Source organism: Streptomyces sp. NPDC052114, from assembly GCF_040680155.1.
Classification (GTDB): Bacteria; Actinomycetota; Actinomycetes; order Streptomycetales; family Streptomycetaceae; genus Streptomyces.
Map to the genome: position 1 here is coordinate 61,747 of NZ_JBFAWC010000013.1, position 24,854 is coordinate 86,600.

Consider the following 24,854-nt stretch of genomic DNA (forward strand, 5'->3'; position numbering starts at 1 on the left):
CGCGTGACGGCAGACGAGCCCTCGGCCGACCGGTATGCCATCGTGGCGCTCGCCTCCTCCGCGGGAGGCATCAGCGGCCTCGTGAAGCTCCTCGGCGGCCTCGACGCGGATCTCCCGGTGCCGATCCTGGTGGTCCAGCACCTCGACCCGCGTCACCGGACCGTGCTCGCCGACATCCTCGACCGGCGCACCACGCTGCGCGTCAAGCTCGCCGATGCCGACGAGGCCGCGGTGCCCGGCACCGTCTACATCGCGCCCCCCGACCGGCATCTGCTGGTCGGCACCGGCGGCGTCCTGAGCCTTTCGAGCACGGAACTCGTGCACTTCCTGCGGCCCTCCGCGGACCTGCTGTTCGAGTCGGTCGCGGGCGCCTACGGGCCGCAGGCCATCGCCTGCGTCCTGACGGGCACCGGGAGCGACGGAGCCATGGGCGTCGACGCGGTGAAGTCGCGGGGCGGCACGGTGATCGTCCAGGATCCCGAGACGGCAGAATTCAAGGGCATGCCATCGGCGGCGGTGGGTACGGGCTCAGTGGACTATGTTCTGCCTCTCGACGAGATCGCCGCAGTGATCCGAGGACTAGTCGAGACCAAGAGGCGATGATGAGCCAAACGCCGGACGTTGAACCGGACGAGGAGCTGGAGGAGCTGCTCGGCTTCCTGCGCGACGCGCGCGGATTCGACTTCACGGGTTACAAACGCTCGTCCCTGGGGCGGCGCATCCACAAGCGCATGTCCGACGTCGACGCCACGACGTACGCCGACTACCGCGACCGCCTGGAGACGAACGCGGACGAGTTCGGGTACCTGTTCAACACGATCCTGATCAACGTCACCTCGATGTTCCGGGACACCGACGCGTGGACGTTCATGGAGCGCGAGGTCGTCCCCGAGGTGCTGTCCCAGGCGGCGGCCGACGAGGAGATCCGCGTCTGGAGCGCCGGTTGCTCCAGCGGCGAGGAGGCGTACTCGCTGGCGATCATGTTCGCGGAGGCGCTGGGCACGAACGAGGCGCTCAACCGCGTCAAGATCTACGGCACCGACGTCGACGAGGAGGCGCTGCGCACCGCCCGCTCCGGGATGTACCCGGCCAAGGTGCTCGAACGCCTCGAACCCGCTTTGCGGGACCGCTACTTCGAGCCGAACGGCACGCAGTACAGCTTCCGCCAGGACCTGCGCCGGCGGGTGATCTTCGGTCGGCACGACATCACCCGTGACGCCCCGATCTCGCGCCTCGACCTGCTCGTGTGCCGCAACACGCTGATGTATTTCAACGTGGAGGCGCAGACCCAGATCATCGACCGCTTCCACTTCGCGCTCCGCGAGGGCGGTTTCCTCTTCCTCGGCAAGGCCGAGATGCTCCTCAACGACGCCGACCGGTTCGATGTCCTGAGCATGCGTCAGCGCGTCTTCCGGCGCCGCCCCGGCGAGGCCGGGGCGCCCTACCAGCCGGCCCCGATCAAGGGCAGGCCCGGCCTGGGCCCCGAGATCGGCACGGCGGCCCGGCACCGCCAGCTGCGCGACCTGATCGCCGACTCGATCCCGGCGCCGACCGTGGCCGTGGACGGCGACGGCCAGGTCATCCTGATCAACAGCAGCGCGCGCTCCCAGTTCGGGCTCAGCACGAACGACGTCGGTCGCCCCTTCCAGGACCTGGAGATCTCCTACCGGCCGGTGGAGCTGCGCTCGCTGATCGAGCAGGCCTCGCACGAGCGCCGCACCCTTCGGCTCAACGGCGCGCAGCGGCAGGTCAGTGAGGACGTGCAGTACTTCGACATCCTCATCCACCCCCTCATGGCCTCCAACGGCCTGCCGGCCGCCACGAACATCACCTTCACCGACGTGACCGTGGCCACGCAGCTCAAGGCCGAGAACAAGCGGGTGCGCGAGGACCTGGAGACCGCGTACGAGGAGCTCCAGTCCACGAACGAGGAGCTGGAGACGACCAACGAGGAGCTCCAGTCCAGCATCGAGGAGCTGGAGACCACCAACGAGGAGCTCCAGTCCACGAACGAGGAGCTGGAGACCACCAACGAAGAACTCCAGTCGGGCAACGAAGAGCTGGAGACCATGAACGAGGAGATGCGGGTCCGCACCGAGGAGCTGGACGAGGCCCGTGCCTTCCTGGAGGCCGTGGTCGGCAGCATCGCGGCCGGAGTCGTGGTCCTGGACGCGGGCAAGCAGGTGAAGTGCTGGAACCGCGGTGCGGCCGACCTGTGGGGCCTGCGCTCGGACGAGACCGTCGGCGAGGCCTTCTTCGACCTCGACTTCGGACTGCCCGCGGAGGCCCTGCAGTCGGTCATCCAGGAGTGCCTCGAAACGGGCAAGCGCGTCGGGCCCGTGAGTGTTCCGGCCACCAACCGCCGTGGCAGAGCCATCACTTGTGCGGTGGTGTGTACGCCGTTCGACGGGCACAACGGCGGGGTCGTCCTGATGATGGAAGAACAGCCGGCAGCGGAGCGCTGACTCCCTCTTCCCGGCGTACGCTAGCGATATGAGCCGGGGAGAGAACCCTGTGGGCGTGGCGGCGGTGGTGTGGCGCCGGGCCGCGAACGCCCGCGAGCGGGCGCGCCGGGCCGAGGCCGCCGCGGACGCCCAGGAGATCCTCGCGGCGCGCGGGACGCAACGGCGCGACATCCATCTCAGCGTGGCCGCCGCGCACCGTCGGATCGCGGCCCGGCACCTCTCCTCGGCCCGGCTCCAGGAGGCTTTCGCCCGACGGCTGACGGAAGAGGCGCGGCGACAGAATCCGCGCCCGCTCTTCATGACGGGGGTCGCCGAGGCGTGCGGTGCACGCAGCGCGGCCCTCACTCTGGTGGGCCAGAACCGCTCGCAGCTGGCCGTCGCGGCGTCCGACGACTCCTCCCGCGCCGCCCAGGAGCTGGAGTTCATCCTGGAGGAGGGCCCGGTCAGGGACGCCACCGACCGCCGCGTCCCGGTCAGCGCCAGCGGTCCGTCGGCGATCGAGGCACGCTGGCCGGGGTACGGCCCGGAGCTGGTCGGGCTCGGCCTGAAGTGTGTGCTCGCGGTGCCGCTGGAGGCCTCGGGCCTGTGCCTCGGCGCCCTCACGCTCTACGAACCCCGGCCGCGGCAGATGGGACAGGCGGTCTGTGCCGAGGTCGCCGAGGCGCTGACGCACACGGTGCTGCTCGGCCCCGATCCGGAACCGGAGCTGTACGGGGGCACCGACCACCGGGACACCGTGCACCAGGCGGCGGGCGCCCACTCCGTGCGGATGGGCGGCTCCGTCGAGGACGCGCTGTCCGTGATCAAGGCCAGAGCCTTCGCGGAGGGCCTGTCCACGGACGTCATCGCGCAGCGGGTGCTGGCGGACTCCGGCGAACTGTACTGACGGCGCGGGCGGACGGCTCCGTCGACGCCGCCGACCGAACCGATCCAAGGGAAGAAGGGCTCGGGTGTGACTCCACCGGAACAGCGGCTCGCAGAGGTGTTCGTCGACCTGGCGGGCGCATCCCTTTCGGCGTCCGCCGAGGGCGCCGGTGTCCTGGACCTGCTGGCGCGGTACAGCGTCGAGCTGCTCGACGGCTGCGCGGCGGCCGCCGTGCGCGCGGGGCGCGCCGACGGCGTCGAGACGGCGGGTTCGGAGCCCGCCGTGGGCCGTCTGGAGCTGGCCGCGGCCGGCTGGCGCGAGGGTCCGGGACACGACTGCGAGAGCGCCAACTCCCCTGTGCGGTACGCCGATGTGACCGAACCGGTGGTCCGCACGCGCTGGCCCCGGTACACGGCCGGGGCGAAGGACCTGGGGCACCGCTGGGTCACCGCCCTGCCCCTGCGGACCGCGGACGAACCGCCCGGCGCGGGTGCGCTGACCCTCCTCGGCCCGGCGCCCCTCGGTCCCGGCGCCCTGGCGCTCGGGCAGTCCCTCGCGGACGCCGCGGCCATCAGCCTGGAGCGGAGCCGCCTGCTCGACGAGAGCCGTGTCCTGGTCGGCCAGCTGGAACACGCCCTCGTCAGCAGGGTCTTCATCGAGCAGGCGAAGGGCGCGCTCTCCGTCCGGCTCGCGGTCCCGCCCGACGAAGCCTTCGCCCTGCTGCGCGGCCACGCGCGCGCCGGCCGCCGGCGGCTGAACGACGTCGCCCAGGACGTGATCAGCGGCCGTCTCGCGCTCGGCCAGGAGGACTCCGCCGCCGGCCGGGAGTCCTCCTGACGCGCGCCGGGAGCGCCGCCCGCGGCCGGCCGAGGCGCTTCTGACGTGCCCCGGCGCGCGGACCGACGGATGATCGGTGCGTGAGCCCGACGGACGACCGGAGCGTGCGCGACGACGGCCCCGGGGCACCCGGGGTGCCGTCCGGAGCACCCGGCCGGGTGCCGCCCGGCGGACGGCGGGCGTGGGTGCGGCCGGTGGCCTGCGCCGTCCTGGCCCTGTCGGTGCTTGTCCTGGTCCTCGCCGGCACCGCGCGCAGCACGCTGCTCAACCGCGCGTACTACCAGAGCGTCCTGGACGAGCAGGACGCCTACGAACGGCTCTACGACGAGGTGCTCGTCGACCCGGCGACCACCCGCGTCACCCGCGACCTGCTCGGGCGCCTGCCCGTCCCGCAGGCGCAGGTGACCGCGAACCTGAAGAACGTGCTGCCGCCCGCCACCCTGCGCACCCTGGTGGACGAACAGATCGGCCACGCCGTGGGCTATCTGCGCGGCGACGAGCCGAAGCTCGCGCTCACGGTCGACCTGGAGCCCGTCCTCACCAACATCGGCGGTCTGGCCCAGATCTACCTGGGCGATCTGGTCGCCTCCGTGCAGGGCCGCGAGACGGCCGACTTCCCCGCGTTCACGCGCGAGCTGTCCGGGGCGCTCGGCGACATCGCGGCCGGGCGGCGCCCCGAGTCGCTGCCCGAGCTGCGCCTGGACGCCGAGGGCGCGCGGCAGGCGACGGACTGGCTCCTTCGGCCGGTGCCCGAGAAGGAGCGGGCCGCCCTGCGCCCCCAGGTGGCGGCGGCGCTGGCGACCGGCGACGTGGCCTCCGCGCTCGCCGCCGTGGGCCCGTACGCGCTCGGCGACCGGCAGCGCGACGCCACGGGCGACCTGTCCGCCCTCACCGACGACGGGCACTGGAACGTGGTGCCCGACCTGGAGGAGGCGGGCGTCGACCTGGGCGCGGTCAAGCAGGCGCGGGCCTTCACGAAGCTGACGCTGGGCGTGGTGCAGGGGGCGGCCGTGGCGCTGGGGCTCGCGGCGGTGGCGCTGCTCGCCCGGACCGGGCCGCCGTCGTGGCCCGCGCGGCTGCGCCGGGTGGGGACGGGGCTCGCGGCGGGCGGCGCCCTGGCGGCGCTCGTCCTGCTGTACGTGCGCGGGCAGGTGGACGGCCTGGTGGCGAGGCCGCCCGCCACCTGGCCGCCGTCCCTGAACCGGCTCCTGGACGACCTCCAGCACGGGGCGGCCGACGCCCTGGTGACCGTGGGGTTCGTCGCGGCGGCCCTGCCGCTGCTGGCCGGGCTCGTGCTGGTCGGCGGGGCGTTCGCGTACGACCGGTGGCACGAGCGGGTGCGCGAGCGGCTCTCGGGGACGGCGCTGACCCGGCGTACGGCCGGCTGGTCGCCGCGAAGGCGCACCGGTGTGGTGGGCGTGGCGGTGGGTGTCGTGGTGGCCGCCGCGCTGGCGGGCGCGGTGCTCGCCCCGGCCGCTGCGGGCCGGGACGCCCGCGAGCTGTGCCTCGGCTCGGCGGCGCTGTGCGGCAAGCGCTACGACGAGGTGGCCTTCCTCGCCACCCACAACTCGATGTCCACGACGGCGGACAAGTTCATCGGGCCGCTCCAGGACCCCGACATCGAGGAGCAACTCGACGCGGGCGCGCGCGGCCTGCTCATCGACACCTACACCTGGGAGAAGCCCGACGAGGTCGCGGGCCGCCTCCAACTGGCCGACTTCCCGCCCGCGACGAAGAAGCAGATCACCGGGCTGATCGCCGCCGCCAACCCGCCGCGCCCCGGCCTGTGGCTGTGCCACGGCGTCTGCCGCGCGGGCGCGATCCCGCTCGTGGAGACCCTGAAGCGGATCGGCGCCTGGCTGGACGACCACCCCGGTGAACTGGTGACGCTGGTCGTCCAGGACGCCATCACCGGCGAGCAGACCGAGCGGGCGTTCCGCGAGGCGGGCCTGGAGCGGCTGCTCTTCACCCCGGACGCCGACCCGGACCGCCCCTGGCCCACCCTCGGCGAGATGGTCCGCTCGGGCCGCCGTCTGGTGGTCTTCGCCGAGCAGGCCGACGGTCCCGCGCGCTGGTACCGGAACTTCTACACGTACGCCATGGAGACGCCGTTCGCGTTCCGCACGCCCGGGGAGATGTCCTGCGTGCCCCACCGGGGCGGCACGGGCAAGCGGCTGTTCCTGCTCAACCACTTCATCACCGACGCGGGCGGCAGCCGCCTCGACGCCGCCGAGGTCAACGCGCGGCGCTTCCTCCTGGACCGCGCGCACCGCTGCGAGCGCGAGCGCGGCCGGCCGGTGAACTTCGTCGCGGTCGACTTCGCCACGCTCGGCGACGCGCGGGGCGCGGTGGACGCGCTCAACAAGGAGCGGTGACGGCCCTGTTGGCTCGGGGTCAGAGGTGCATCATCGACATCAGCTCGGGGCTGCGCAGGCCCGTCGACACCTCGGGGAGCGGCTCGCCGGGCCGCAGCCACCCCGCCCGCTCGGCGGCGGCGACGGCCGCCGCCTCGGCCTCGTCGGCGCGGGCGTTCAACTCCGCGTTCTCGCCCAGGTGTTCCTTGCCCGCGGCGTCGGACGCGGCCTGCGACGCCTTGAGCGCGGCCTCGCAGGCGGCGACCGCGAGGTCGCCCGATCCGTCGTGGAGCCGGCCCATCTGCGCGGCCTGGGCGGCGGACGCGGCGGCGTTGCGCGCGCAGCGGGAGTCCGCGGCCGGGTGGGCGGCGCTCTCGGCGAGCACGGCCAGCGCCTGGGCGGACACACGGGCCGCGTGGGCGGCCTTCCAGGCGATGTTCTCGCCCTCGGCCTGCCGCGGCTGTTCCGTGCGCCGCTCCTCGGCGTCCGCACGCTCGATGTACTGGCAGAGCGCGGCGGCGCGCACCGCCGCGCTCCTGGCCCGCGCCGCGTGACTCGCCCTGAGTGCGTCGTGGTTGCGTTCGCTCATGGCCATCTCCTCGTCGGGTGAGCGGCAGGGTGGCACGTCGGGCCTCAACAGAACAGAGACAGGGCCCCGGATGTCGGGGCCGGGACGCCGAGGGCGGGGGCGCGTCGGAGGGCGGGCGGTGCGTGAGAGGGCGGGCGGTGCGTCAGAAGAGGCCCAGCGCCGCGTCCAGCGACCACGTCTGCCAGCTCGCCGCGAACAGGGCGACCACCGAGATCAGCGCCATCATGGCGTTCTGCCCCTGCTCCGCCCAGTCGTGGATCATCAGCACGAGGTAGATCAGGTTGAGCACGAGCCCGCCGACCAGGGCGATCGGCGTGAGGAAGCCGAAGATCAGGCCGAGTCCGAGGGCGAGCTCCGCGTAGGCGACGACGTACGCCATGACGACGGGCCGGGGCTTGACCACGACGTCGAAGCCGCTGCGCACGGCGGACCACTTGTGCTTCTCGGCGATCCCGGCGGCCCAGCCGATCCCGCCCCCGCCGAACCACTCCTTCTTGTCCTTGTGCCGCCAGCTCTCCAGCCACCACAGGCCGAGCCCGATCCGGAGCACGGCCAGCCACTCGGCGCCGCCGAGCCACATCGTCTGCATCGAGAGCCTCCTCAACCGAATCTGACGAGTCGTCAGTTCACCGGATCCGCCGGGATCGCGCAAGGGGTCGAGTTCCGGGTGGGCGCTTGCCGAAGTTCCGGTCGGCCCATAACCTCGATCTGATGGACCGTCAGATACGAGCCGGGGAAACCGGCAGGCAGTAGGGGGCACATCAGTGGTCAGCAGCGAGGACGGCACCAAGGAACTCCCCCGGGTCATCAGCGTGGACGACCACGTGATCGAGCCCGCGCACCTCTTCGAGAGGTGGCTCCCGAGCAAGTACCGCGACCGCGGACCCAAGCCCTTCACCGCGGGCATCGGCGAGTTGGCGTACATCGGCGGCAAGTACAAGTTCACGACGGATCCGGAAGGCCAGATCACCGACTGGTGGGAGTACGAGGGCGACCTCTTCCCGTACAAGCGGATCATCGCGGCCGTCGGCTTCTCGCGCGACGAGATGACCCTCGACGGCATCACCCGGGAGCAGATGCGGCGCGGCTGCTGGGACCCCAAGGCCCGCCTGGAGGACATGGACCTCAACCACGTCGAGGCCTCCCTCTGCTTCCCGACCTTCCCGCGCTTCTGCGGCCAGACCTTCGCGGAGGCCAAGGACAAGGAGGTCGGGCTCGCCTGCGTGCGGGCGTACAACGACTGGATGGTCGAGGAGTGGTGCGGCGACAGCGGGGGCCGGCTGATCCCGCTCTGCCTGATCCCGCTCTGGGACATCGACCTCGCCGTCGCCGAGATCAAGCGGAACGCCGCCCGGGGCGTGCGCGCGGTGACCTTCTCCGAGATCCCGACGTACCTGGGGCTTCCGTCGATCCACTCCGGCTACTGGGACCCGTTCTTCGCGGCCTGCGAGGAGACCGGCACGGTCGTCAACATGCACATCGGGTCCTCGTCGCAGATGCCGGCGGCGTCCCCCGACGCGCCCCCGGCCGTCCAGGCCTCGCTGAGCTTCAACAACGCGATGGCCTCGATGATGGACTTCCTCTTCTCCGGGGTCCTCGTGAAGTTCCCCCGCCTCAAACTCGCCTACAGCGAGGGCCAGATGGGGTGGATCCCGTACGCCCTGGAGCGCGCCGACGACGTGTGGGAGGAGCACCGCGCCTGGGGCGGCGTGAAGGACCTGATCCCCGAGCCCCCGTCGACGTACTACTACCGCCAGATCTTCTGCTGCTTCTTCCGCGACAAGCACGGCGTCGACTCCATCGAGACCGTGGGCGTGGACAACGCGACCTTCGAGACGGACTATCCGCACGTCGACTCGACCTGGCCGCACACCAAGCAGGTGGCGCAGGAGCACGTGGGCCACCTGCCCGACGAGGTCGCGTACAAGCTGCTGCGCGGCAACGCGATCCGGATGCTCGACCTGCCCTTCGACAGGGACTGAGGCCGCGTACGGTCACGCCGGTGGCCGGAAACGATCACCGCTCGCCGCCGAACCGGTGGCGCCCGGGCCCCCGGCGCTATCGTGCGGGTGTTCCCCGGTGGAGAGGCGAGCGGATGACCGACCCCATGACAGAGGCCCTGGTCACGCTGGGCCGTGCCTATGTGCGCCGGGCGCCGGGGATGCTCTTCAAGAGCGCGCTCGCCGCCCGCTTCCTCAACCCGCACCTGCGCGACCACCCGCGCCGCAGGGTCGTCGAGGTGGCGTCCGGCGCGCGCTTCGCCGTCGACACCCAGGACCTGATCCAGCGCTATCTGTACCTGTTCGGCGGGTGGGAGCCGAACATGACGCGGTGGCTGACGAGCCGGCTCGGCCCCGGTGACGTGCTGGTCGACGTCGGCGCCAACATAGGCGTGTTCGCCGTGCTCGGCTCCCGACTGGTGGGCCCCACGGGCCGGGTGGTCGCGGTCGAGGCGTCGCCCGCCTTCCACCGGCGGCTCGTGCGCAACGCCGGGCTGAACGGCTGCGACAACATCCGGGCCGTCGAGGCCGCCGTGTCGGACCGCAGGAAGAAGCTGACGTTCGTCCTCGCCAGCTCCCGCAACATGGGCGCCAACTCGATCGTCCCCTACGACGGTCCCGCCGAGTCGACCTTCGAGCGGGAGGCGGTCACGCTGGCCGAACTCCTCGACGCCGACGAGGTGGCGCGGGCCCGGGTGATCAAGATCGACGTGGAGGGCGCGGAGGGCGGGGTCGTGCGCGGACTGCGGCCCGTCCTCGGCCGGCTCCGCCCGGACGCGGAGATCGCCGTCGAGGTCACCCCCGAGCGCATGGCCCGGCTCGGCGACTCGGCCGACGAACTCCTCGCCACCATGCGGGAGTACGGCTTCCACACCTACCGGCTCGGCAACGACTACGCCCCCGGGGGCTACCCGCGCGCCCTGCGGCACCCCGCGCCGCCCGAGCGCTGGCGGGGGCCGGTGGTGGGGGAGACGGAGCTGGTGTTCTCGCGGGTGGACGCGGAGGTCCTGTGAGCCACGGTGTCCTTGGCGGGGTGCCTCAGGGGGACGCCGGGTCGCCGGAGTGGCGCCATCGCAAGTGTTCCAGGGCCCGCGCCCGTGCCGCCACGACGGCCATGCGGGCGGTCCGTTCGGCGCCGTCCGTGTGCGGGGCCTGGCCGGTGACCTGGCCCTCCCACTTGCGGTAGAAGAGCCCGACCTCCGACGAGAACCAGCCGCGGGCAACGGAGTTCAGCGCCAGCAGCAGCCCCGTGTCCTCGGACGCCGGGAGGGCCATCCAGCCACCCAGCGCGAGCAGCAGCCCGCGCCGCACGCACAGCGAGGCCGGGTGCACCTGCGCGAGATGGTCGTGCGCCGCCCAGTGGTCGAGGACCGCACCGCGCTCGACCGGCCCGTGCGCCGGGTCCCCGGGAAAGCCCACGGTCGAGCCGTCGGGCAGCAGGTCGAGCACGCGGGAGGTGGTCCAGCCGAGCTCCGGGTCGTCCTCCAGGGCCGAAAGATCGCGGGCCAGCACGCCCGGCGCCAGCCGGTCGTCGGCGTCCAGGACCTTGACGTACGCCCCCTCCGCGCGCGCCAGCGCCATCGTGCGGGCGACCCCCGGGCCGCCGGGGCGCCCCTGCCGGAAGGAGACCCGCGCGTCGTCCGGGACGTACCGCGCGACCTCGTCGGTCCTGCCGTCCTCCTGGATCAGCCAGTGCCACTCCCAGCCCGCGGGCAGCTCCTGGGCGCGCAGGGAGTCGTACGCGTCGGGCAGAAAGCGCGCCGAGGGCGCGTGCACGGCCGTGACGACGTCGATCCGCCGGGGCACGGCTCACCACCTTTCCGGGGCTCGTCCGACCGTCGGACGCGGCTCAGGATACGGCCCCGGACTGTTCAATGGCTTGAAGGTTCCGGCTTGTTACCGCAGGGGCAATCCGGCGAAATCCAAGGACCGCCCGCACGGAGTTCCAGGGTCCGTCCGCCACGGAGATCCAAGGCCCGGCCGGACGGAGATCCAGGCCCTGCCCGCACGAAGCATGGCCACACCACCGAGCTGACCCGAAGATATTCGGCCGACCCGGGGCGCAAGGGAACGCGAGGATCTCCATTGCCCGAATTCCGGCCACGCGAACCGCCGTATCGAAAAACTTCTCGCCACGGGACACCTGTACGGGGAGGGCGGATCTCGGCCATGGCCGGCGGGACCACGAAAAATGCCCGACCGCTGGCGACGGGGGATGCACCAGCGATCGGGCTGTTGCCAACACTAACAAGGCTGCTTGTCCGAGGGGAATCAACTGCCGTGTCGAATTGAGGAGTTGTGATCGGGATCACGCTGCGGAACCGGGGCTTCCAGGTGTCGGGCGGCATTGACCGTGCCGTGCCGCCACATTGGTCACGCCTTGGCCCCGTTACGCCTCGCAGGGCGGCTCGTAGTCGAGCCGGGACAGATACTCGCTCCATTTCTCCCGCGTCAGAACACCCCGAGTGGTCGAGCAAACGCGGCTAATTGCCGCGTCGGTGTCCAGGTTCCACAGGCGGACCGTATCGGTGCCGCTGGACACCCCGAGCATGTGGCTTTGCGGGCTGAACGACAAAAAGCTGCCGGTCTTGGCGTTGGGGCTCATCGACTCGCCGATGGCGGTGGCCTCGGAAGGCCGCTGGACGTCCCACAGCCGCACCTTGTTGTCGTTGCCGCCGCTCGCCAGCGCGTCGCCGTCCTCGCTGAACGTCAGCGACACGACCGCGTCCGTGTGCCCGGTGAGCGTGGGGCCGAACCGCTTGGCCCTGCGCGGGTCCGCGACGCTCCACAGCCGGACCGTGCCGTCGTCGCTGCCGCTGGCCAGGGCGTTCCCGTCGGGGCTGTAGGCGAGCACGTTGATCGCGCCGAGGTGTCCCTTCAGGGCGTCGCCGAGCCGCTTCGCGCGGCGCGGGTCCCGCACGTCCCAGAGCCGGACCGTGCCGTCCGCGCTGCCGCTGGCCAGGGTGTGGCCGTCCGCGCTGAAGACCAGGGCGTTGACGTACCCCTTGTGCCCGGTGAGCGGCGCGCCGACCGCACGCGGACGGGCCGGGTCGGCGACGTTCCACAGCTGGATCGTGCGGTCCGTCTGCGCGGTCGCCAGCGTGCGCCCGTCCGCACCGAACGCCAGCGCGTGCGACCCGGCGAACCGCGTCCGCAGCGCGACCGGCGGCCCGTAGGCGACCGGGTGCGCGGGATCCCTGACGTTCCACAGCTGCACCGCGCGATTGCCCGTGAGCACCGCGAGCGTGCGCCCGTCGGGCGAGAACACCAGGGAGCGCACGTCCCCCTCGGCGGGCTCGAACGGCTTGCCCAGCGCCGTGGGCCGGTCGGGGTCCGCCACGTTCCACAGCCGCACCCGCTCGTCGCGCGCGGCCGTGGCGAGCACCTTCCCGTCGGGGCGGAACCCACCGATCCGGCCGAGCATGTCCGACGTCGGGATCGACCACAGGCGGACCTTGTTGTCACCGCTGCCGGTGGCGAGCGTGCGCCCGTCGGGGCTGAAGCCCAGGGCGTACATCTCCCCGCTGCTGCCCGCGAGCGGCTCGCCGACCTGCGAGGGACGCGCCGGATCGCGGACGTTCCACAGGCTCGCGGTGCTGTCCGCGCTGGCGGCCGCCAGCATCGTGCCCTCGGGGTTGTAGGCGACGGACCACATGGGCCCGGTGTGGCCGGTCAGCGGCGCGCCGAGCGCCTTCGCGTGCGCCGGATCGCGTACGTCCCACAGCCGGATGGTCTCGTCCGAGCCGCCGCTGGCCAGGGTGCGGCCGTCCGGGTTGAAGGCCACGGAGTGCACCGTGCCGGTGTGCCCGGTCAGCGGCTCGCCGACCCGCTCGGGACGGCGCGGATCGGCCATGTCCCACAGCAGGATCCTGCCGTTGTCGCCGCCCGCGGCCAGCGTCCGCCCGTCGGGGCTGAACGCCACGGAGCGCACGGCGCCGGTGTGGCCCCGCAGCGTGTCGAGCCGCTCGGGCCTGCCCGGATCGGCCACGTCCCACAGCCGCACGGTGTTGTCCTCGTTGGCGGAGGCCAGGGTGTGCCCGTCCGGGCTGAAGGCCAGCAGATACGTGGTGCCGCCGTGGTTGGCCAGCGGCTCGCCCAGCGGGCGCGGGTGGCGCGGGTCGGCCACGTCCCACAGCCGGATCGTGCCGTCGTCCGACGCGCTGGCCAGCGTGGTGCCGTCCGGGCTGAAGACCGCGCTGCTCACCCAACTGGTGTGGCCCGTGAGGGGCTTGCCCAGCGGCTCGGGGCGCGTGGGGTCCGCGACGTTCCACAGCCGGACCGTCCGGTCGTAGCTCGCGGTGGCGAGCAGCCGTCCGCTCGGGCTGAACGAGGTGAGGTAGACGGCGCCGGTGTGGCCGAGCAGCGGGGTGGCCAGCGGCGCGTTCACGATCGAGATCAGCCGGTTCTGCGTGGCCTCGTCGTCCGGCCGCAGGCGGTGCGCCACCAGGTCGAGCTGCGCGGACAGCGACGGATCCGTGGTCTGCGCGCGGTCGGCCTCGGCGACCACCTGCTGGAACACCGCGTCGTCCCGCTGCTGCCCGGCGACCACCGCGGAGACGACGGCCACGATCGACAGGACGACCAGGGCGGCCACCGCGCCACGGGCGATCCAGACCGTACGCCTGCGCAGCCGCGCCGAGGCCGCGAGGAACTCCACCGCGGCCCGGGTCAGGAAGGTGTCCCCGGCCGACTTCGCCCAGGCGCGCGCCTGTTCCAGGCGGGAGCCGCGGTAGAGCAGCGACGCGTCGCGGTCCGACTCCTCCCAGGCCCGGCCGTCCTCCTCGAGGCGCTGGCGCAGCAGATGGTCGTTGCGGTCCTCGTCGATCCAGTCGCGCAGCCGCGGCCAGGCGTGCAGCAGCGCCTCGTGCGTGATCTCCACGGTCTCCGCGTCGAGCGTCACCAGGCGGGCCTGGACCAGCGCCTCCAGCGACTCCTCGGTCTTGCCGGGGTCCGACGACTCCTCCGCGAGCTGGCGCCGCGTGCCCCGTCTGCGGGTGGCCTGGGTGTCCTCGCCGAGGCGGACGAGACGGAGCAGGAGGAGGCGGGCGGCCGAGCGTGCCGCCGGGTCGAGGCCGGACCAGGCGCGCTCGGCGGTCGCCGCGACCGCGCCCTGGATGCCGCCGGCCGCGCGGTAGCCGGCCAGCGTGAGCCGTCCGGTCTTGCGCCGCTGCCAGGTGGCGAGCAGGGCGTGCGAGAGGAGCGGCAGCACGCCCGCGTCGTGCGCCCCGCGCGGTCCGTCCGTGCTCACCTCGCGGATGATCAGCTCCGCGAGACCGGGTTCGAGTTCGAGCCCCACGGCCTTGGCGGGTCCGGTCACCGCCTCGCGCAGCTCGGTGGTGGTGAGCGGCCCCAGCACCATGTGGCGGTGCTGGAGGGCGTCGGCGAGCTCGGGGTGGGCGAGGCACTGCTCGTAGAAGTCGGCGCGGATGCCGAGGACGACGAGGGCGGGGGCGCCGCCGGGGCCACCGCGTCCCTCGGCGTCGCCGGGCTCGCCGGGGTCCCTGGGCTCGCCGGGCTCCCTGGGCGAGCACGCGGCGTGCAGCAGCCGCACGAAGGTACGCCGCTCCGCCTCGTCCGAGCAGAGGGTGAACGTCTCCTCGAACTGGTCCACGATGACGACCGGACGGCCACCCTCCGGCGCCTCCCGCCGCGCCCACTCGCCGAAGGCCCCCCGCACGGCGGACGCGAACGCGGCGCCGCCGGGCTCGTCGCCGTCCGCGGCCGGGCGGTCGGACGACGTATCGGACAGGACGCGCTTGAGCTCGGGTATGCGCTGTACGAGTTCCGCGAGGGGATCGCCGCCGGGCACGAGCTGGAGCACGGGCCCCGCCGGGCCGTCCGCACCCTCGTCGCTCAGTACGCCGTCCCGCAGCGCGGGCACGAGACCGGCGTTCAGCAGAGAGGACTTCCCCGCGCCGGACGCGCCCACGAGCATCACGAGCCCGCCCGACTCGCCGGTCGCGCGGAGCTGCTCGACGAGCGCCCGCGTGCTGCGCTCCCGGCCGAAGAACCACCGGGCGTCCTCCTGGCGGTACGAGGCCAGCCCCCGGTAGGGGCACACACCGGGGATGGCGGGCGCCTCGGCGGGGGCCCGCGTCTCGTCCTCGGCGCCCGACGCGGCACGGTCGGCGGCCGGGTTGGCCACCGCGCGCTCCCACAGGAGCTGCCACTGGGCGAGGTCGTACAGTCCCGCGGACACCGGCGAGGGCCGCTCGCGACGGGCCTCGGGGATCAGGACGTGGAGCACGGCGGCGAGGGCGGCGAACTGGGCGGGCACGTTCCTGGCCCGCCGCCAGTCACTGATCCGCTGCGCGGAGACCCGTACGGGACGGCCCCGCTCGTCGATCCGCTGAAGCCGCACGACCGACTCGGCCACGCGCTGGAGGGGCGGATTGCCGGCCTCCTTGTAGAGCAGCGCGAGGCGCTCCGCGAAGGCCGTACGCGCTCCCGAGTCGGAACCCACGGCCTCCACCCTTCACTTCCGCCGCACCTGGACATCCGGACCGGAAAACTCACTTTATACGGCTGACCTGCGGCTAAGCGGTCCGGATGACTCCGGAACCTCCTCGGGGAGAGCCACAGCTGGCAGGATCGCGACCAGTTGCCGACCAACCGCGCAGCGTCAGGGCAGGCCAGCGGCCCGTTCCTCGGACGGGCCTCCTGAGGCGCGCACACGCTCTTGGCCGGCTTTCGCCGGACGGACGAAGTGGTGGCGGTGATCCCGCCACGTGAAACTCGCAAGACCCGTGCAGTCGGTCATCTCCGGACCACCTTTCGCGAGGAACGCGGATCCGGACTCTCCACCGACCCGCGCCGATACGCCGACATGGCGCGGTTCGACAGCGGCCGCGTCGTTCGGCACCGGTCCCCACGAGGGGAGGGACCGGCGCCGAAACGACGCGGCACAGCACGCTCCCCGGCACGCTGTTGGGCACCGGGCGACCTCATGAGCGGCACTCCCGACCGCTCCGGTCCCTCCGGCACCCCGGTCCGCGCTGCGCTGCTGCTTCACGGCACCCTGCTCCTCACCCTCAACAACGCCGAGGGGCACACCCTCCTACCCGCCCGCTGCCCCTGATCGACCACCGCAAACGGCCGTGGCCCGCGCCACGACGGCCCCGCCCGCACGCGCCCCACCGGCGATTGTCATCATTTGCCCCATGAAGGGACGCGCCGCACGCCGCCGCGAGCCGTCGCGCCGCCGACGCGCCCTGCACGCCACCTGCTACCTGCTGGTCGCCCTGGGCATGCTCGGCGGCTCCGTGGCGTTCGGCGCCCTCGAACTCGCGGCCGCCCTCGGCAAGGGGACGTCGACGGGAACCCTGACGGTCGACCACTGCGAGACGAGATCCAACGCCCGCAGCGGCGACAAGCGCGTCTGCCTAGGCACCTTCCGCCCGGACGGCGACGGCACGCCCGACAAGGGCGCGGAGACGGACTCGGTCGACGGCGAAGCGGGCCAAGGCCTGCGCGTGACGCGCACGCTCCTGGGCGAGTACATACGCCACGACCGGCGCGACGCCGGCGGAGCCTTCGTCCGGACCCTGGCCTTCGGAGTCGGGGGAATCGGCTTCGGGGTGGCCGCGGCGTACCGGGGGAGCCGCAGGGTGCGGCGGAGGATGGACTGAGCCGAGCCACTGGCCCCACGCAACGCATCAGGGCCAGTACCGGAACTCCGGTACTGGCCCTGATCACTGTCGGGGTGGCGGGATTTGAACCCACGACCTCTTCGTCCCGAACGAAGCGCGCTGCCAAGCTGCGCTACACCCCGATGTCGTTGCTCCACGGGCTCGCATTGCTGCGGGTCGCGGCGACATCGATTACTTTAGCGGACCGGCGGCCGGAGACGAAATCCGGTTTTCGCGGGGCCGGGGCAGGGGCGGATCCGGTCCAGGCCGACGACCAGGAGGGCCAGCGCGTAGAAGGCCAGGCCGAAGACGACCGCGTTGCCGAGGACCCCGGCGTAGCCGTGGGCGTCGACGTCCAGGAACGGGTACGGGTAGCGGGCCGTCGAGCCCGGTGACATCAGGGCGCCGCGGGTCAGCGCGAACGCCAGGTATGCGAGCGGGTAGAGCAGCCAGAGGCCCGCGTGGCGCGGGCGCAGGCCGCCCGGTCTGGTGAGCAGCAGCCAGTCCAGCGCCACGGCGATCGGCGTCACGGTGTGCAGGAGCTGGTTGGAGACGGAGTGCCAGCCGGCGTGGGTCCCGGTGTCCGCCGTCATGGCGAAGCCGCTCGCGTCGTTCGCGAGGACCAGGTGGTAGACGAGGCCGGTGATCGAGATGAAGAGCAGCGTGCCGGCCGTCACCCAGGGCGGCAGCGGCGACCGCCCCCGCCAGGCCCGCCACGCGGACATGCCGAGGACCACCGCCACCAGCACGTTGCTCTGGATCGTGAAGTAGCTGAGGACGCGCAGCGGGCTGCCGATGGCCAGGTCGATGACGATCCCGGTCACCGCGGCGAGCGCGATCAGCGCGCGGAAGGCGGCCGTGAGGGGACGGCGTACGGGCGGTACGACCGCTTCCGCGGGGATACCTGTGGGAATCGGCGCGATCATGCCCCCACCGTAGGCACCGTTCCTGTCAGCCGCCCGCCGGGCGTCACCGCGCCCCGGAGGGACGCCGTCAGCCCCGTTCCGTCAGCGTCAGCAGCGTCGCCTCCGGAGGGCACGCGAACCGCATCGGCGTATAGCGGTTGGCCCCGCACCCCGCCGACACGTGCAGGAACGAGGTCCTGCCCTCGGCCTCGTGCGTCGAGAGGCCCTTCACGCGGTCCGTGTCCAGGTCGCAGTTGGTGACGAGGGCGCCGTAGAAGGGGATGCAGACCTGCCCGCCGTGGGTGTGCCCGGCGAGGATCAGCGGATAGCCGTCGGCCGCGAAGGCGTCCAGCGAGCGCAGGTACGGCGCGTGCACGATGCCCATGGAGAAGTCGGCCCCGGTGTCCGGGCCGCCCGCCACCTGCGCGTACCGGTCGCGCTTGATGTGCGGGTCGTCCACACCGGTGAGCCCGATCTCGTACCCCTCGACCTTCAGCGAGCCGCGCGTGTTCGTGAGGTTCACCCAGCCCGCCGCGTCGAACCCGTCGCGCAGGTCCTCCCAGGGGTTGTGGATGACGCCGACCGCGGGCGCGTTGCCGTTCAGGCCGTGCCTGCCCTGGACCTTCTCGACCAGGTAGCGGGCGGGGTTGCGCGGCCTGGGGCCGTAGTAGTCGTTCGAGCCGAAGACGTACGCCCCGGGGAACTGCATCAGGGGCCCGAGCGCGTCCAGCGTCTCCGGCACGCCCTCCGGGTCGGAGAGGTTGTCGCCGGTGTTGATCACGAAGTCGGGCCGCAGGCCCGCGAGCGAGCGCAGCCACCGCTGCTTCTTGCGCTGCCCCGACACCATGTGGATGTCGGACACCTGGAGGACCCGCAACGGCCCCATCCCCGACGGCAGTACGGGCACCGTGACCCGCCTCAGCCGGAAGAACCGGGCCTCGAAGCCGACCGAGTAGGCGAGACCGGCCGCGGCCGTCGCCGTGATGCCCAGAGGTACTGCGTATCGCGCGCGCATCTCCCCATCGTGTCAGACCTCAGAGGCCCCGAAATCCGCAGGGCGGCACGGCAACGGGCGCGCACCCCAGGGAAATCGGCGGGCAGGAACCCGTCCGCACCTGCCACAATCAACCCATGACCACGCTCAAGTCGAAGCTGCAGGAACACCTCAACGCCGCGATCAAGGGGCGCGACGAGCTGCGCTCCTCGACGCTCCGGATGACCCTCGCCGCGATCACGAAGGAGGAGGTCGCGGGCAAGGAGAAGCGCGAGCTCTCCGACGACGAGGTGCAGAAGGTGATCACGCGCGAGGCCAAGAAGCGCCGCGAGGCCGCCGACGCGTTCGCCCAGGGCAACCGCCCCGAGCAGGCCGAGCGTGAGAAGGCGGAGGGCGAGGTCCTCGCCGAGTACCTGCCCAAGCAGCTCTCCGACGACGAGCTGGCGGCGATCGTCGCCCAGGCCGTCGAGGAGGCGAAGGCCGCCGGCGCGGAGGGCCCGCGCGCCATGGGCCAGGTCATGAAGATCGTGAACCCGAAGGTCGCGGGCCAGGCCGAGGGCGGCCGCGTCGCCGCCACGGTCAAGAAGCTCCTCGCGGGCTGAGCCCCTCTTTCCCCGGCGTACGCGCAAGACGTACGCACATGAGGGCGCCCCCTGACCCAGGGGGCGCCCTCATTCCTGTGCTCACGGCCCGGCAGGGCTACCGCTTCCCGTGCTCACGGCCCGCCAGGGCTACCGCGGCCAGCCGCCGCCGATCCCACCGTGGCCGCCGCCGCCGTTCCCGTTGCCGTTTCCGCCCAGCATGTCCGGCGGGATCGAGATGTCCGGCCAGGGGTCGCCGCCGCCGTCGCCGCCGTTCCCGCCGCCGATGAGGCCACCGCCACCGCCACCGTTGCCACCGCCGCCGCCCGGCTTGCCGTCGTCGTGGTCGCGGTCCCGGCCCTTGCCCTTGTCCTTGTCGTCGCCGGGCAGGCGGACCGTGTTGAAGCCCGGCGCCGGCTTGCCCGCCAGCGCGCCGCTCATCGCGTCCCGCCAGATCGGACCCGGCACCTCACCACCGAAGACCTTGCCGTACGGGACACCGCCGATGGTGATGTCGACCATCTGCCGCTTGTGCTGCGGGTCGCCGACCCAGACCGCGCCCGACATGTTCGGGGTGTAGCCCACGAACCAGGCGGCGTAGCGGTAGTCGGTCGTACCGGTCTTGCCCGCGCTGGCGCGCGAGCCGAGCCCGGCCTGCTTGCCCGTACCGTCCTCGACCACGCCCTTGAGCAGGGCGTTGATGGTGTCGGCGGTCTTCTGGGACATCGCGCGCGAGCACGTCGACTTCGGCACCGGCAGCGACTTGCCGCCGAGCGTGGTGATCGACTCGATGGCGATCGGCGTGCAGTACGTGCCGCGCGAGGCGAAGGTCGCGTACGCGCCCGCCATCGTCAGCGGCGACATCTCCTGGGTGCCCAGGGCGATCGACGGCGCCTGGATCATCTCCTTGCCGTCGGCGCGCTTGATGCCCATCTTGTCGGCCAGCTTCGTCACCGGGCAGATGCCGATGTCGCCGATGAGCTGCACGTAGTAGGTGTTGACCGACTTCGCGGTCGCCTCCCGCATGCCGTACGGGCCGACCTCGGACTCGTTCTCGTTGGTCAGCTTGTCGCCGCCCGAGTTCACCCAGTCCTTGCCGTCGCACGCCGAGACCCGCTGCGGATACGGCATCTCGTACGGCGACGAGTAGCTCTGCCCCGCCGACTTGCCGCCCTCCAGGGCGGCCGCCGCGACGATCGGCTTGAACGTCGAACCGGGCTGGTAGCCCGCGCCGCCGCCCATGGAGTCGTCCACGGAGAGGTTGATCGTGGTCTCGTCCTTCTTGAAGCCGTAGGGCCGCGACTGGCCCATGCCGAGGATCTTGCCCGTGCCCGGCTCGACGATGGAGGCGGCAGTCGCCACGTCGTCGGTCTTGTTCACGTGATCCTTTATCGACGCCTGCACCGACTCCTGCGTCTGCGGGTCGAGCGTCGTGCGGATCTTCAGGCCGCCGCGGTTCCAGACCTTGGCCCGCTCCTCCTTGGTCTTGCCGAAGACCGGGTCGTTGAGGAACACCTCGCGGACGTAGTCGCAGAAGAAGCCGGCGCCGTTGACCGAGGTGATGCAGCCGTTCTTGGGGCGGCTCACGTTCAGCCCGAGGTCGGTCTTCTTGGCCTTGTCGGCCTCCGCCTGCGAGATGTCGTGCGTGTCGGCCATGCGCTGGAGCACCACGTTGCGCCGCTTGGTGGCCTCCGCCGCGTCGTTGACCGGGTCGTACCGGCTGGGCGACTGCACGATGCCGGCCAGGAGCGCGGCCTCCTGGACCTTCAGGTCCTTGGCGGGCTTGGAGAAGTAGCGCTGGGCGGCCGCCTCGATGCCGTACGCCTGCTGACCGAAGTACGTGATGTTCAGGTAGTTCTTGAGGATGCGCTTCTTGCCCAGCTTGTCCTCGACCTGAATCGCGTACTTCAGCTCGCGGATCTTGCGGCCGAGCGTCTGCTGCGTGGCCTCGGCGACCTTCGTCGGGTCGTCGCCCGCCTCCTCGACGAAGACGTTCTTCACGTACTGCTGCGTGAGCGTCGATGCGCCCTGCGAGACGCCGCCGCTCTGCGCGTTCTGGTTGAGGGCGCGCAGGATGCCCTTGAGGTCGACCGCGCCGTGCTCGTAGAACCGGGAGTCCTCGATCGCGACGATCGCCTTCTGCATGTACGGCGAGATGTCCTTGAGCGGGACGACCGTGCGGTCACGCGAGTAGACCGTGGCGATCGATCCGCCCTGGGAGTCCAGGATCGAGGTGCGCTGGCTGAGCGGCGGCTGCTTCAGATTGGAGGGGATCTCGTCGAACCCCTCGACCGAACCCTTGGCCGCGAGACCCAGCGCGCCGGCCGCGGGCAGCGCGATGCCTGCCAGCACCGCACCCGCCAGAACGCTGACTCCGAGGAACTTCGCGGCCTGCTGAGTTGGTGACAGACCACCGCCCGAGCGCTTCTTTCCCATGAGGGCAGCCTACGTTCTGATTCGCCGGACAGGCCTTAATGCCTTGGCCTAAGCTGCTCTCAACTGTCACAGCAGTGCGGTTGAGCAACAAGCCCTCTGCTGTTCCCGAATCCGGCGGATTTATGTCCGAATTCGCCTCATGTGGCGCCTGGCGTCCGTTGTGACTCAACTGAACTATCCCGTTTTGCCGGGTTCCTCACGCATGTCGCCAGCTCACTCCGTCGGGTGATCTGCCGCTTACGCATAGTCCGTTCGGACCATTCAAGATTGGGCCCGAAGGGGGTGTTGCGCTGTGCCCACCTTCCGTAACGTCCTCAACTGGCGGCGGTGAATATGCCGCTGCCGCCGTGGGGGAGCCTCGATTCGGGAGAGGACGGCGCCGGTATGGGCTGGGTAACCGACTGGAGTGCGCAGGCGGCCTGCCGCACTACCGATCCGGATGAACTGTTCGTTCAAGGAGCAGCGCAGAACAGGGCCAAGGCGGTGTGCACCGGATGTCCGGTGCGGACCGAATGCCTGGCCGACGCGCTGGACAATCGCGTCGAGTTCGGCGTGTGGGGTGGCATGACGGAGCGAGAGCGCCGCGCACTGCTGCGCAGGCGTCCCACCGTCACCTCATGGCGCAGGCTCCTGGAGACAGCGCGCTCCGAGTACGAGCGTGGCGCGGGCCTGCTGCCCGTGGACTTGGAGGACGAGGAGACGTACGAGAGCTACGCGGCAGTGGGGTAGCCGGACGGGTCGTCCGACCCGGAGCCGTCACCCCGTCAGCCGATCCCCGATGGCCCGGAGTCCCGCGAGGTCGTGCACATCGCCCGGCAGCGCGGCCACTTCGGCCACGGCCACCTCAGGGTGGAGCGCGGTGAAGCGATCGCGCGTGCGCTGTTCGCGCGCGAGGAGCTGCATGCGCTCCGCGTGCAGACGCAGCAGCCCCGCGGTCAGCTGCTCGACGGACGGGTCGGCAGTGGGCTCGTGGGGTCCGGAAGGCTCGGCGGTGTCCGAGTCGTGAGCGGCGCCGTCCGATGTCTCGGAGGCGCTGTCGGACTCACGGTCAGCACCGTCGGGAGTACGCGTGGCACCGTGGGTGCCACCGGAAGTCTCGGGGGAAATCTCGGGAAGCCTGGGAGTCTCTGAAGGAGAGGGATTCTCGGGGGAGTTACGAACTCCAACCTTCCCGCCCTCCTGATCCACAATGCGGCTCTCCTCAAGATTTTCCGCCGCGGCAAGCGCCCGCTCGGCCGACAGCTGAGCGGCGCCGCTGCCGTGCACGCGGTTGAGGACGAGACCCGCGAGCGGCATGTCGTCCGCGGCCAGCCGCTCCACGAAGTACGCGGCCTCCCGCAGCGCGTCCCGCTCGGGCGAGGCCACCACGAGGAACGCCGTGCCGGGCGCCTGCAACAGCCGGTACGTGGCATCGGCCCGCGTACGGAACCCGCCGAACATGCTGTCCATCGCGGCCACGAACGTCTGTACGTCGCGCAGCAGCTGCCCGCCGAGCAGCTTGCCGAGGGCTCCGGTCATCATCGACATGCCCACGTTCAGGAACTTCATCCCGGCCCGGCCGCCGACCTTCGCCGGCGCCATGAGCAGCCGGATCAACTTCCCGTCCAGGAACGAGCCGAGGCGCTTGGGCGCGTCCAGGAAGTCGAGCGCCGACCGGGAGGGCGGTGTGTCGACGACGATCAGGTCCCACTCGTCCCGGGACCGCAGCTGGCCCAGCTTCTCCATCGCCATGTACTCCTGCGTGCCCGCGAAGCCCGCCGAGAGCGACTGGTAGAAGGGGTTGCCGAGGATGGCCTTCGCCCGCTCCTCGTCGGCGTGCGCCTCGACGATCTCGTCGAAGGTGCGCTTCATGTCGAGCATCATGGCGTGCAGCTCGCCGTCGCCCTCGACGCCCTTGACGCGCCGCGGGACGTTGTCCAGGGAGTCGATGCCCATGGACTGCGCGAGCCTGCGCGCCGGGTCGATGGTGAGCACGACGACCTTGCGGCCCCGCTCGGCCGCACGCAGCCCGATGGCGGCCGCCGTGGTCGTCTTGCCGACGCCTCCGGAGCCGCAGCAGACCACGATGCGGGTCTTCGGGTCGTCGATCAGCGCGTCGACGTCCAGGGTGCGGGCGGAGTCCAGGGTCCTTGCCGGGTCTGGGGTCCGTGCCGGTTCCGGAGTCATGCGATCCCTTGCTTCCGCAGTGCCGTGGCGAGCTCGTAGAGGCCCGCGAGGTCCATCCCGCCCGCCAGCAGCGGGAGTTCGTGCAGGGGGTGGCCGAACTCCGTGAGCTGGGCCCGCTGGTCGCGCTCCAGGGCATACCGCTCGGCGTACTCGGCGGCCTGCTCCAGGAGCGGGTCGACGAGACGCTCCGCGCCACCGCCGCGCCGCGCCCCGCCGAGCCCGGCGGCGGACAGGGACTTGGCGATGGCCGTACGCGGCGTCCGGTCCAGGCCCAGCTCCAGCTCGGCCTCGTCGAGGACCGCGGGGCGCACCATGTTCACGATGACCCGCCCCACGGGCAGCCGGGCGTCCCGCAGCTCGGCGATGCCGTCCGCGGTCTCCTGGACGGGCATCTCCTCCAGGAGGGTCACCAAGTGCACCTCCGTCTCGGGGGACTTGAGGACCCGCATCACGGCCTGGGCCTGATTGTGTATCGGGCCGATCTTGGCGAGCCCGGCCACCTCGTCGTTCACGTTCAGGAAGCGGGTGATGCGGCCCGTCGGCGGCGCGTCCATCACGACGCAGTCGTACGCGTACCGCCCGCTCTTGTCCTTGCGGCGCACGGCCTCGCAGGCCTTGCCGGTCAGCAGGACGTCCCGCAGACCGGGCGCGATGGTGGTGGCGAAGTCGATCGCGCCGAGCTTCTTCAGGGCCCGGCCGGCGCCTCCCAGCTTGTAGAACATCTGGAGGTAGTCGAGCAGCGCAAGCTCGGGGTCGATCGCGAGGGCATACACCTCCCCGCCCCCGGGAGCGACGGCGATCTTCCGCTCCTCATAGGGCAGCGCTTCGGTCTCGAAGAGCTGCGCGATGCCCTGCCTGCCCTCGACCTCGACGAGGAGGGTCCGCTTGCCCTCCGTCGCGAGGGCGAGCGCGAGGGCCGCGGCCACCGTGGTCTTGCCGGTACCGCCCTTGCCACTGACGACCTGGAGCCTGCTCACGTCTTCGAGCCTAACCAGTCGCCGCCCGGCCCACGCAGGACCCCACCCTGAGTGGCC

At 71.9% G+C, this 24,854-nt stretch carries 20 protein-coding genes and 1 tRNA gene; 11 read left to right on the forward strand and 10 right to left on the reverse strand.

Going from position 1 to position 24,854, the window contains the following annotated elements; translation table 11 throughout:
• The first annotated feature begins 3 nt into the window (after window positions 1-3).
• The 5 genes from AB0L89_RS27285 to AB0L89_RS27305 all read left to right on the forward strand — a co-directional run bounded on the left by AB0L89_RS27285 (window position 4) and on the right by AB0L89_RS27305 (window position 6,542).
• Entirely contained in the window at window positions 4-603 is a 600-nt protein-coding gene (locus AB0L89_RS27285) for a chemotaxis protein CheB (RefSeq protein ID WP_365146084.1), read from the forward strand.
• The gene (locus tag AB0L89_RS27290) at window positions 603-2,465 is read left to right on the forward strand and encodes a CheR family methyltransferase (protein ID WP_365146087.1); all 1,863 of its coding nucleotides are present in this window, start codon (window positions 603-605) and stop codon (window positions 2,463-2,465) included. Before AB0L89_RS27285 ends, AB0L89_RS27290 begins: the two co-directional genes overlap by 1 nt.
• A gap of 28 nt (window positions 2,466-2,493) precedes the next feature.
• The gene (locus tag AB0L89_RS27295; RefSeq protein WP_365146090.1) at window positions 2,494-3,351 is read left to right on the forward strand and encodes a GAF domain-containing protein; all 858 of its coding nucleotides are present in this window, start codon (window positions 2,494-2,496) and stop codon (window positions 3,349-3,351) included.
• Between the two features lie 66 nt (window positions 3,352-3,417).
• Complete coding sequence (locus AB0L89_RS27300) at window positions 3,418-4,167, forward strand: ANTAR domain-containing protein (RefSeq protein ID WP_365146093.1); 750 nt, start codon at window positions 3,418-3,420, stop codon at window positions 4,165-4,167.
• Between the two features lie 80 nt (window positions 4,168-4,247).
• Window positions 4,248-6,542 (forward strand): hypothetical protein, encoded by a 2,295-nt coding sequence (locus AB0L89_RS27305; protein WP_365146096.1) that lies wholly within the window; start codon window positions 4,248-4,250, stop codon window positions 6,540-6,542.
• Window positions 6,543-6,561: 19 nt separating this feature from the next.
• Here AB0L89_RS27305 and AB0L89_RS27310 read toward each other — a convergent pair whose 3' ends face one another.
• Window positions 6,562-7,110, reverse strand: a complete 549-nt coding sequence (locus AB0L89_RS27310) for a hypothetical protein (protein WP_365146099.1) — start codon at window positions 7,108-7,110, stop codon at window positions 6,562-6,564.
• Window positions 7,111-7,252: 142 nt separating this feature from the next.
• Entirely contained in the window at window positions 7,253-7,699 is a 447-nt protein-coding gene (locus tag AB0L89_RS27315) for a DoxX family membrane protein (protein WP_365146102.1), read from the reverse strand.
• Between the two features lie 175 nt (window positions 7,700-7,874).
• Here AB0L89_RS27315 and AB0L89_RS27320 point away from each other — a divergent pair, with 175 nt between their 5' ends.
• Both AB0L89_RS27320 and AB0L89_RS27325 read left to right on the forward strand, forming a co-directional pair.
• On the forward strand, window positions 7,875-9,092 hold the full coding sequence (locus AB0L89_RS27320; RefSeq protein ID WP_365146105.1) for an amidohydrolase family protein: 1,218 nt from the start codon (window positions 7,875-7,877) through the stop codon (window positions 9,090-9,092).
• Window positions 9,093-9,205: 113 nt separating this feature from the next.
• Entirely contained in the window at window positions 9,206-10,123 is a 918-nt protein-coding gene (locus tag AB0L89_RS27325; protein ID WP_365146108.1) for an FkbM family methyltransferase, read from the forward strand.
• A 25-nt stretch (window positions 10,124-10,148) separates the two neighbouring features.
• Here AB0L89_RS27325 and AB0L89_RS27330 read toward each other — a convergent pair whose 3' ends face one another.
• Both AB0L89_RS27330 and AB0L89_RS27335 read right to left on the reverse strand, forming a co-directional pair.
• A complete protein-coding gene (locus AB0L89_RS27330) occupies window positions 10,149-10,916 on the reverse strand; it encodes a glycosyltransferase family 2 protein (RefSeq protein ID WP_365146111.1) in 768 nt (255 codons plus the stop codon).
• A 583-nt stretch (window positions 10,917-11,499) separates the two neighbouring features.
• Window positions 11,500-15,582 carry an AAA family ATPase gene (locus tag AB0L89_RS27335; protein WP_365146114.1) on the reverse strand — a complete coding sequence of 1,361 codons (4,083 nt, stop codon included), beginning with the start codon at window positions 15,580-15,582 and terminating at the stop codon, window positions 11,500-11,502.
• 474 nt (window positions 15,583-16,056) lie between these two features.
• Between AB0L89_RS27335 and AB0L89_RS27340 the strand changes: the two genes are divergently transcribed.
• Together AB0L89_RS27340 and AB0L89_RS27345 are read left to right on the forward strand one after the other, a co-directional pair.
• The gene (locus tag AB0L89_RS27340) at window positions 16,057-16,188 is read left to right on the forward strand and encodes a hypothetical protein (RefSeq protein ID WP_365146116.1); all 132 of its coding nucleotides are present in this window, start codon (window positions 16,057-16,059) and stop codon (window positions 16,186-16,188) included.
• Between the two features lie 82 nt (window positions 16,189-16,270).
• Complete coding sequence (locus AB0L89_RS27345) at window positions 16,271-16,738, forward strand: hypothetical protein (RefSeq protein WP_365146118.1); 468 nt, start codon at window positions 16,271-16,273, stop codon at window positions 16,736-16,738.
• A gap of 69 nt (window positions 16,739-16,807) precedes the next feature.
• Here the strand turns inward: AB0L89_RS27345 and AB0L89_RS27350 are convergent.
• The 3 genes from AB0L89_RS27350 to AB0L89_RS27360 form a co-directional block, all read right to left on the reverse strand.
• Window positions 16,808-16,881: transfer RNA gene (locus tag AB0L89_RS27350), tRNA-Pro, on the reverse strand.
• Window positions 16,882-16,935: 54 nt separating this feature from the next.
• Entirely contained in the window at window positions 16,936-17,664 is a 729-nt protein-coding gene (locus AB0L89_RS27355) for a Pr6Pr family membrane protein (RefSeq protein ID WP_365146121.1), read from the reverse strand.
• 67 nt (window positions 17,665-17,731) lie between these two features.
• The gene (locus tag AB0L89_RS27360) at window positions 17,732-18,658 is read right to left on the reverse strand and encodes a metallophosphoesterase (RefSeq protein WP_365146124.1); all 927 of its coding nucleotides are present in this window, start codon (window positions 18,656-18,658) and stop codon (window positions 17,732-17,734) included.
• 116 nt (window positions 18,659-18,774) lie between these two features.
• Between AB0L89_RS27360 and AB0L89_RS27365 the strand changes: the two genes are divergently transcribed.
• The gene (locus AB0L89_RS27365) at window positions 18,775-19,239 is read left to right on the forward strand and encodes a GatB/YqeY domain-containing protein (RefSeq protein WP_365146127.1); all 465 of its coding nucleotides are present in this window, start codon (window positions 18,775-18,777) and stop codon (window positions 19,237-19,239) included.
• Window positions 19,240-19,368: 129 nt separating this feature from the next.
• Here AB0L89_RS27365 and AB0L89_RS27370 read toward each other — a convergent pair whose 3' ends face one another.
• Entirely contained in the window at window positions 19,369-21,654 is a 2,286-nt protein-coding gene (locus AB0L89_RS27370) for a transglycosylase domain-containing protein (protein WP_365146130.1), read from the reverse strand.
• Window positions 21,655-22,038: 384 nt separating this feature from the next.
• On the opposite strand from AB0L89_RS27370, the gene AB0L89_RS27375 reads away from it, so the two are divergent.
• The gene (locus tag AB0L89_RS27375; protein WP_030782081.1) at window positions 22,039-22,383 is read left to right on the forward strand and encodes a WhiB family transcriptional regulator; all 345 of its coding nucleotides are present in this window, start codon (window positions 22,039-22,041) and stop codon (window positions 22,381-22,383) included.
• 27 nt (window positions 22,384-22,410) lie between these two features.
• On the opposite strand, the gene AB0L89_RS27380 is transcribed toward AB0L89_RS27375, so the two are convergent.
• Window positions 22,411-23,820, reverse strand: a complete 1,410-nt coding sequence (locus AB0L89_RS27380) for an ArsA family ATPase (protein WP_365146133.1) — start codon at window positions 23,818-23,820, stop codon at window positions 22,411-22,413.
• Entirely contained in the window at window positions 23,817-24,797 is a 981-nt protein-coding gene (locus AB0L89_RS27385; protein ID WP_365146136.1) for an ArsA-related P-loop ATPase, read from the reverse strand. Before AB0L89_RS27385 ends, AB0L89_RS27380 begins: the two co-directional genes overlap by 4 nt.
• Window positions 24,798-24,854: the final 57 nt, after the last annotated feature.

Excerpts from the sequence above, each read along its gene's own strand:
- AB0L89_RS27290 (WP_365146087.1), top strand. The coding sequence starts at position 603 with ATGAGCCAAACGCCGGACGTTGAACCGGACGAGGAGCTGGAGGAGCTG.
- AB0L89_RS27295 (WP_365146090.1), top strand. The coding sequence starts at position 2,494 with ATGAGCCGGGGAGAGAACCCTGTGGGCGTGGCGGCGGTGGTGTGGCGC.
- AB0L89_RS27310 (WP_365146099.1), bottom strand. The coding sequence starts at position 7,110 with ATGAGCGAACGCAACCACGACGCACTCAGGGCGAGTCACGCGGCGCGG.
- AB0L89_RS27315 (WP_365146102.1), bottom strand. The coding sequence starts at position 7,699 with ATGCAGACGATGTGGCTCGGCGGCGCCGAGTGGCTGGCCGTGCTCCGG.
- AB0L89_RS27325 (WP_365146108.1), top strand. The coding sequence starts at position 9,206 with ATGACCGACCCCATGACAGAGGCCCTGGTCACGCTGGGCCGTGCCTAT.
- AB0L89_RS27340 (WP_365146116.1), top strand. The coding sequence starts at position 16,057 with ATGAGCGGCACTCCCGACCGCTCCGGTCCCTCCGGCACCCCGGTCCGC.
- AB0L89_RS27345 (WP_365146118.1), top strand. The coding sequence starts at position 16,271 with ATGAAGGGACGCGCCGCACGCCGCCGCGAGCCGTCGCGCCGCCGACGC.
- AB0L89_RS27355 (WP_365146121.1), bottom strand. The coding sequence starts at position 17,664 with ATGATCGCGCCGATTCCCACAGGTATCCCCGCGGAAGCGGTCGTACCG.
- AB0L89_RS27360 (WP_365146124.1), bottom strand. The coding sequence starts at position 18,658 with ATGCGCGCGCGATACGCAGTACCTCTGGGCATCACGGCGACGGCCGCG.
- AB0L89_RS27365 (WP_365146127.1), top strand. The coding sequence starts at position 18,775 with ATGACCACGCTCAAGTCGAAGCTGCAGGAACACCTCAACGCCGCGATC.
- AB0L89_RS27370 (WP_365146130.1), bottom strand. The coding sequence starts at position 21,654 with ATGGGAAAGAAGCGCTCGGGCGGTGGTCTGTCACCAACTCAGCAGGCC.
- AB0L89_RS27375 (WP_030782081.1), top strand. The coding sequence starts at position 22,039 with ATGGGCTGGGTAACCGACTGGAGTGCGCAGGCGGCCTGCCGCACTACC.
- AB0L89_RS27380 (WP_365146133.1), bottom strand. The coding sequence starts at position 23,820 with ATGACTCCGGAACCGGCACGGACCCCAGACCCGGCAAGGACCCTGGAC.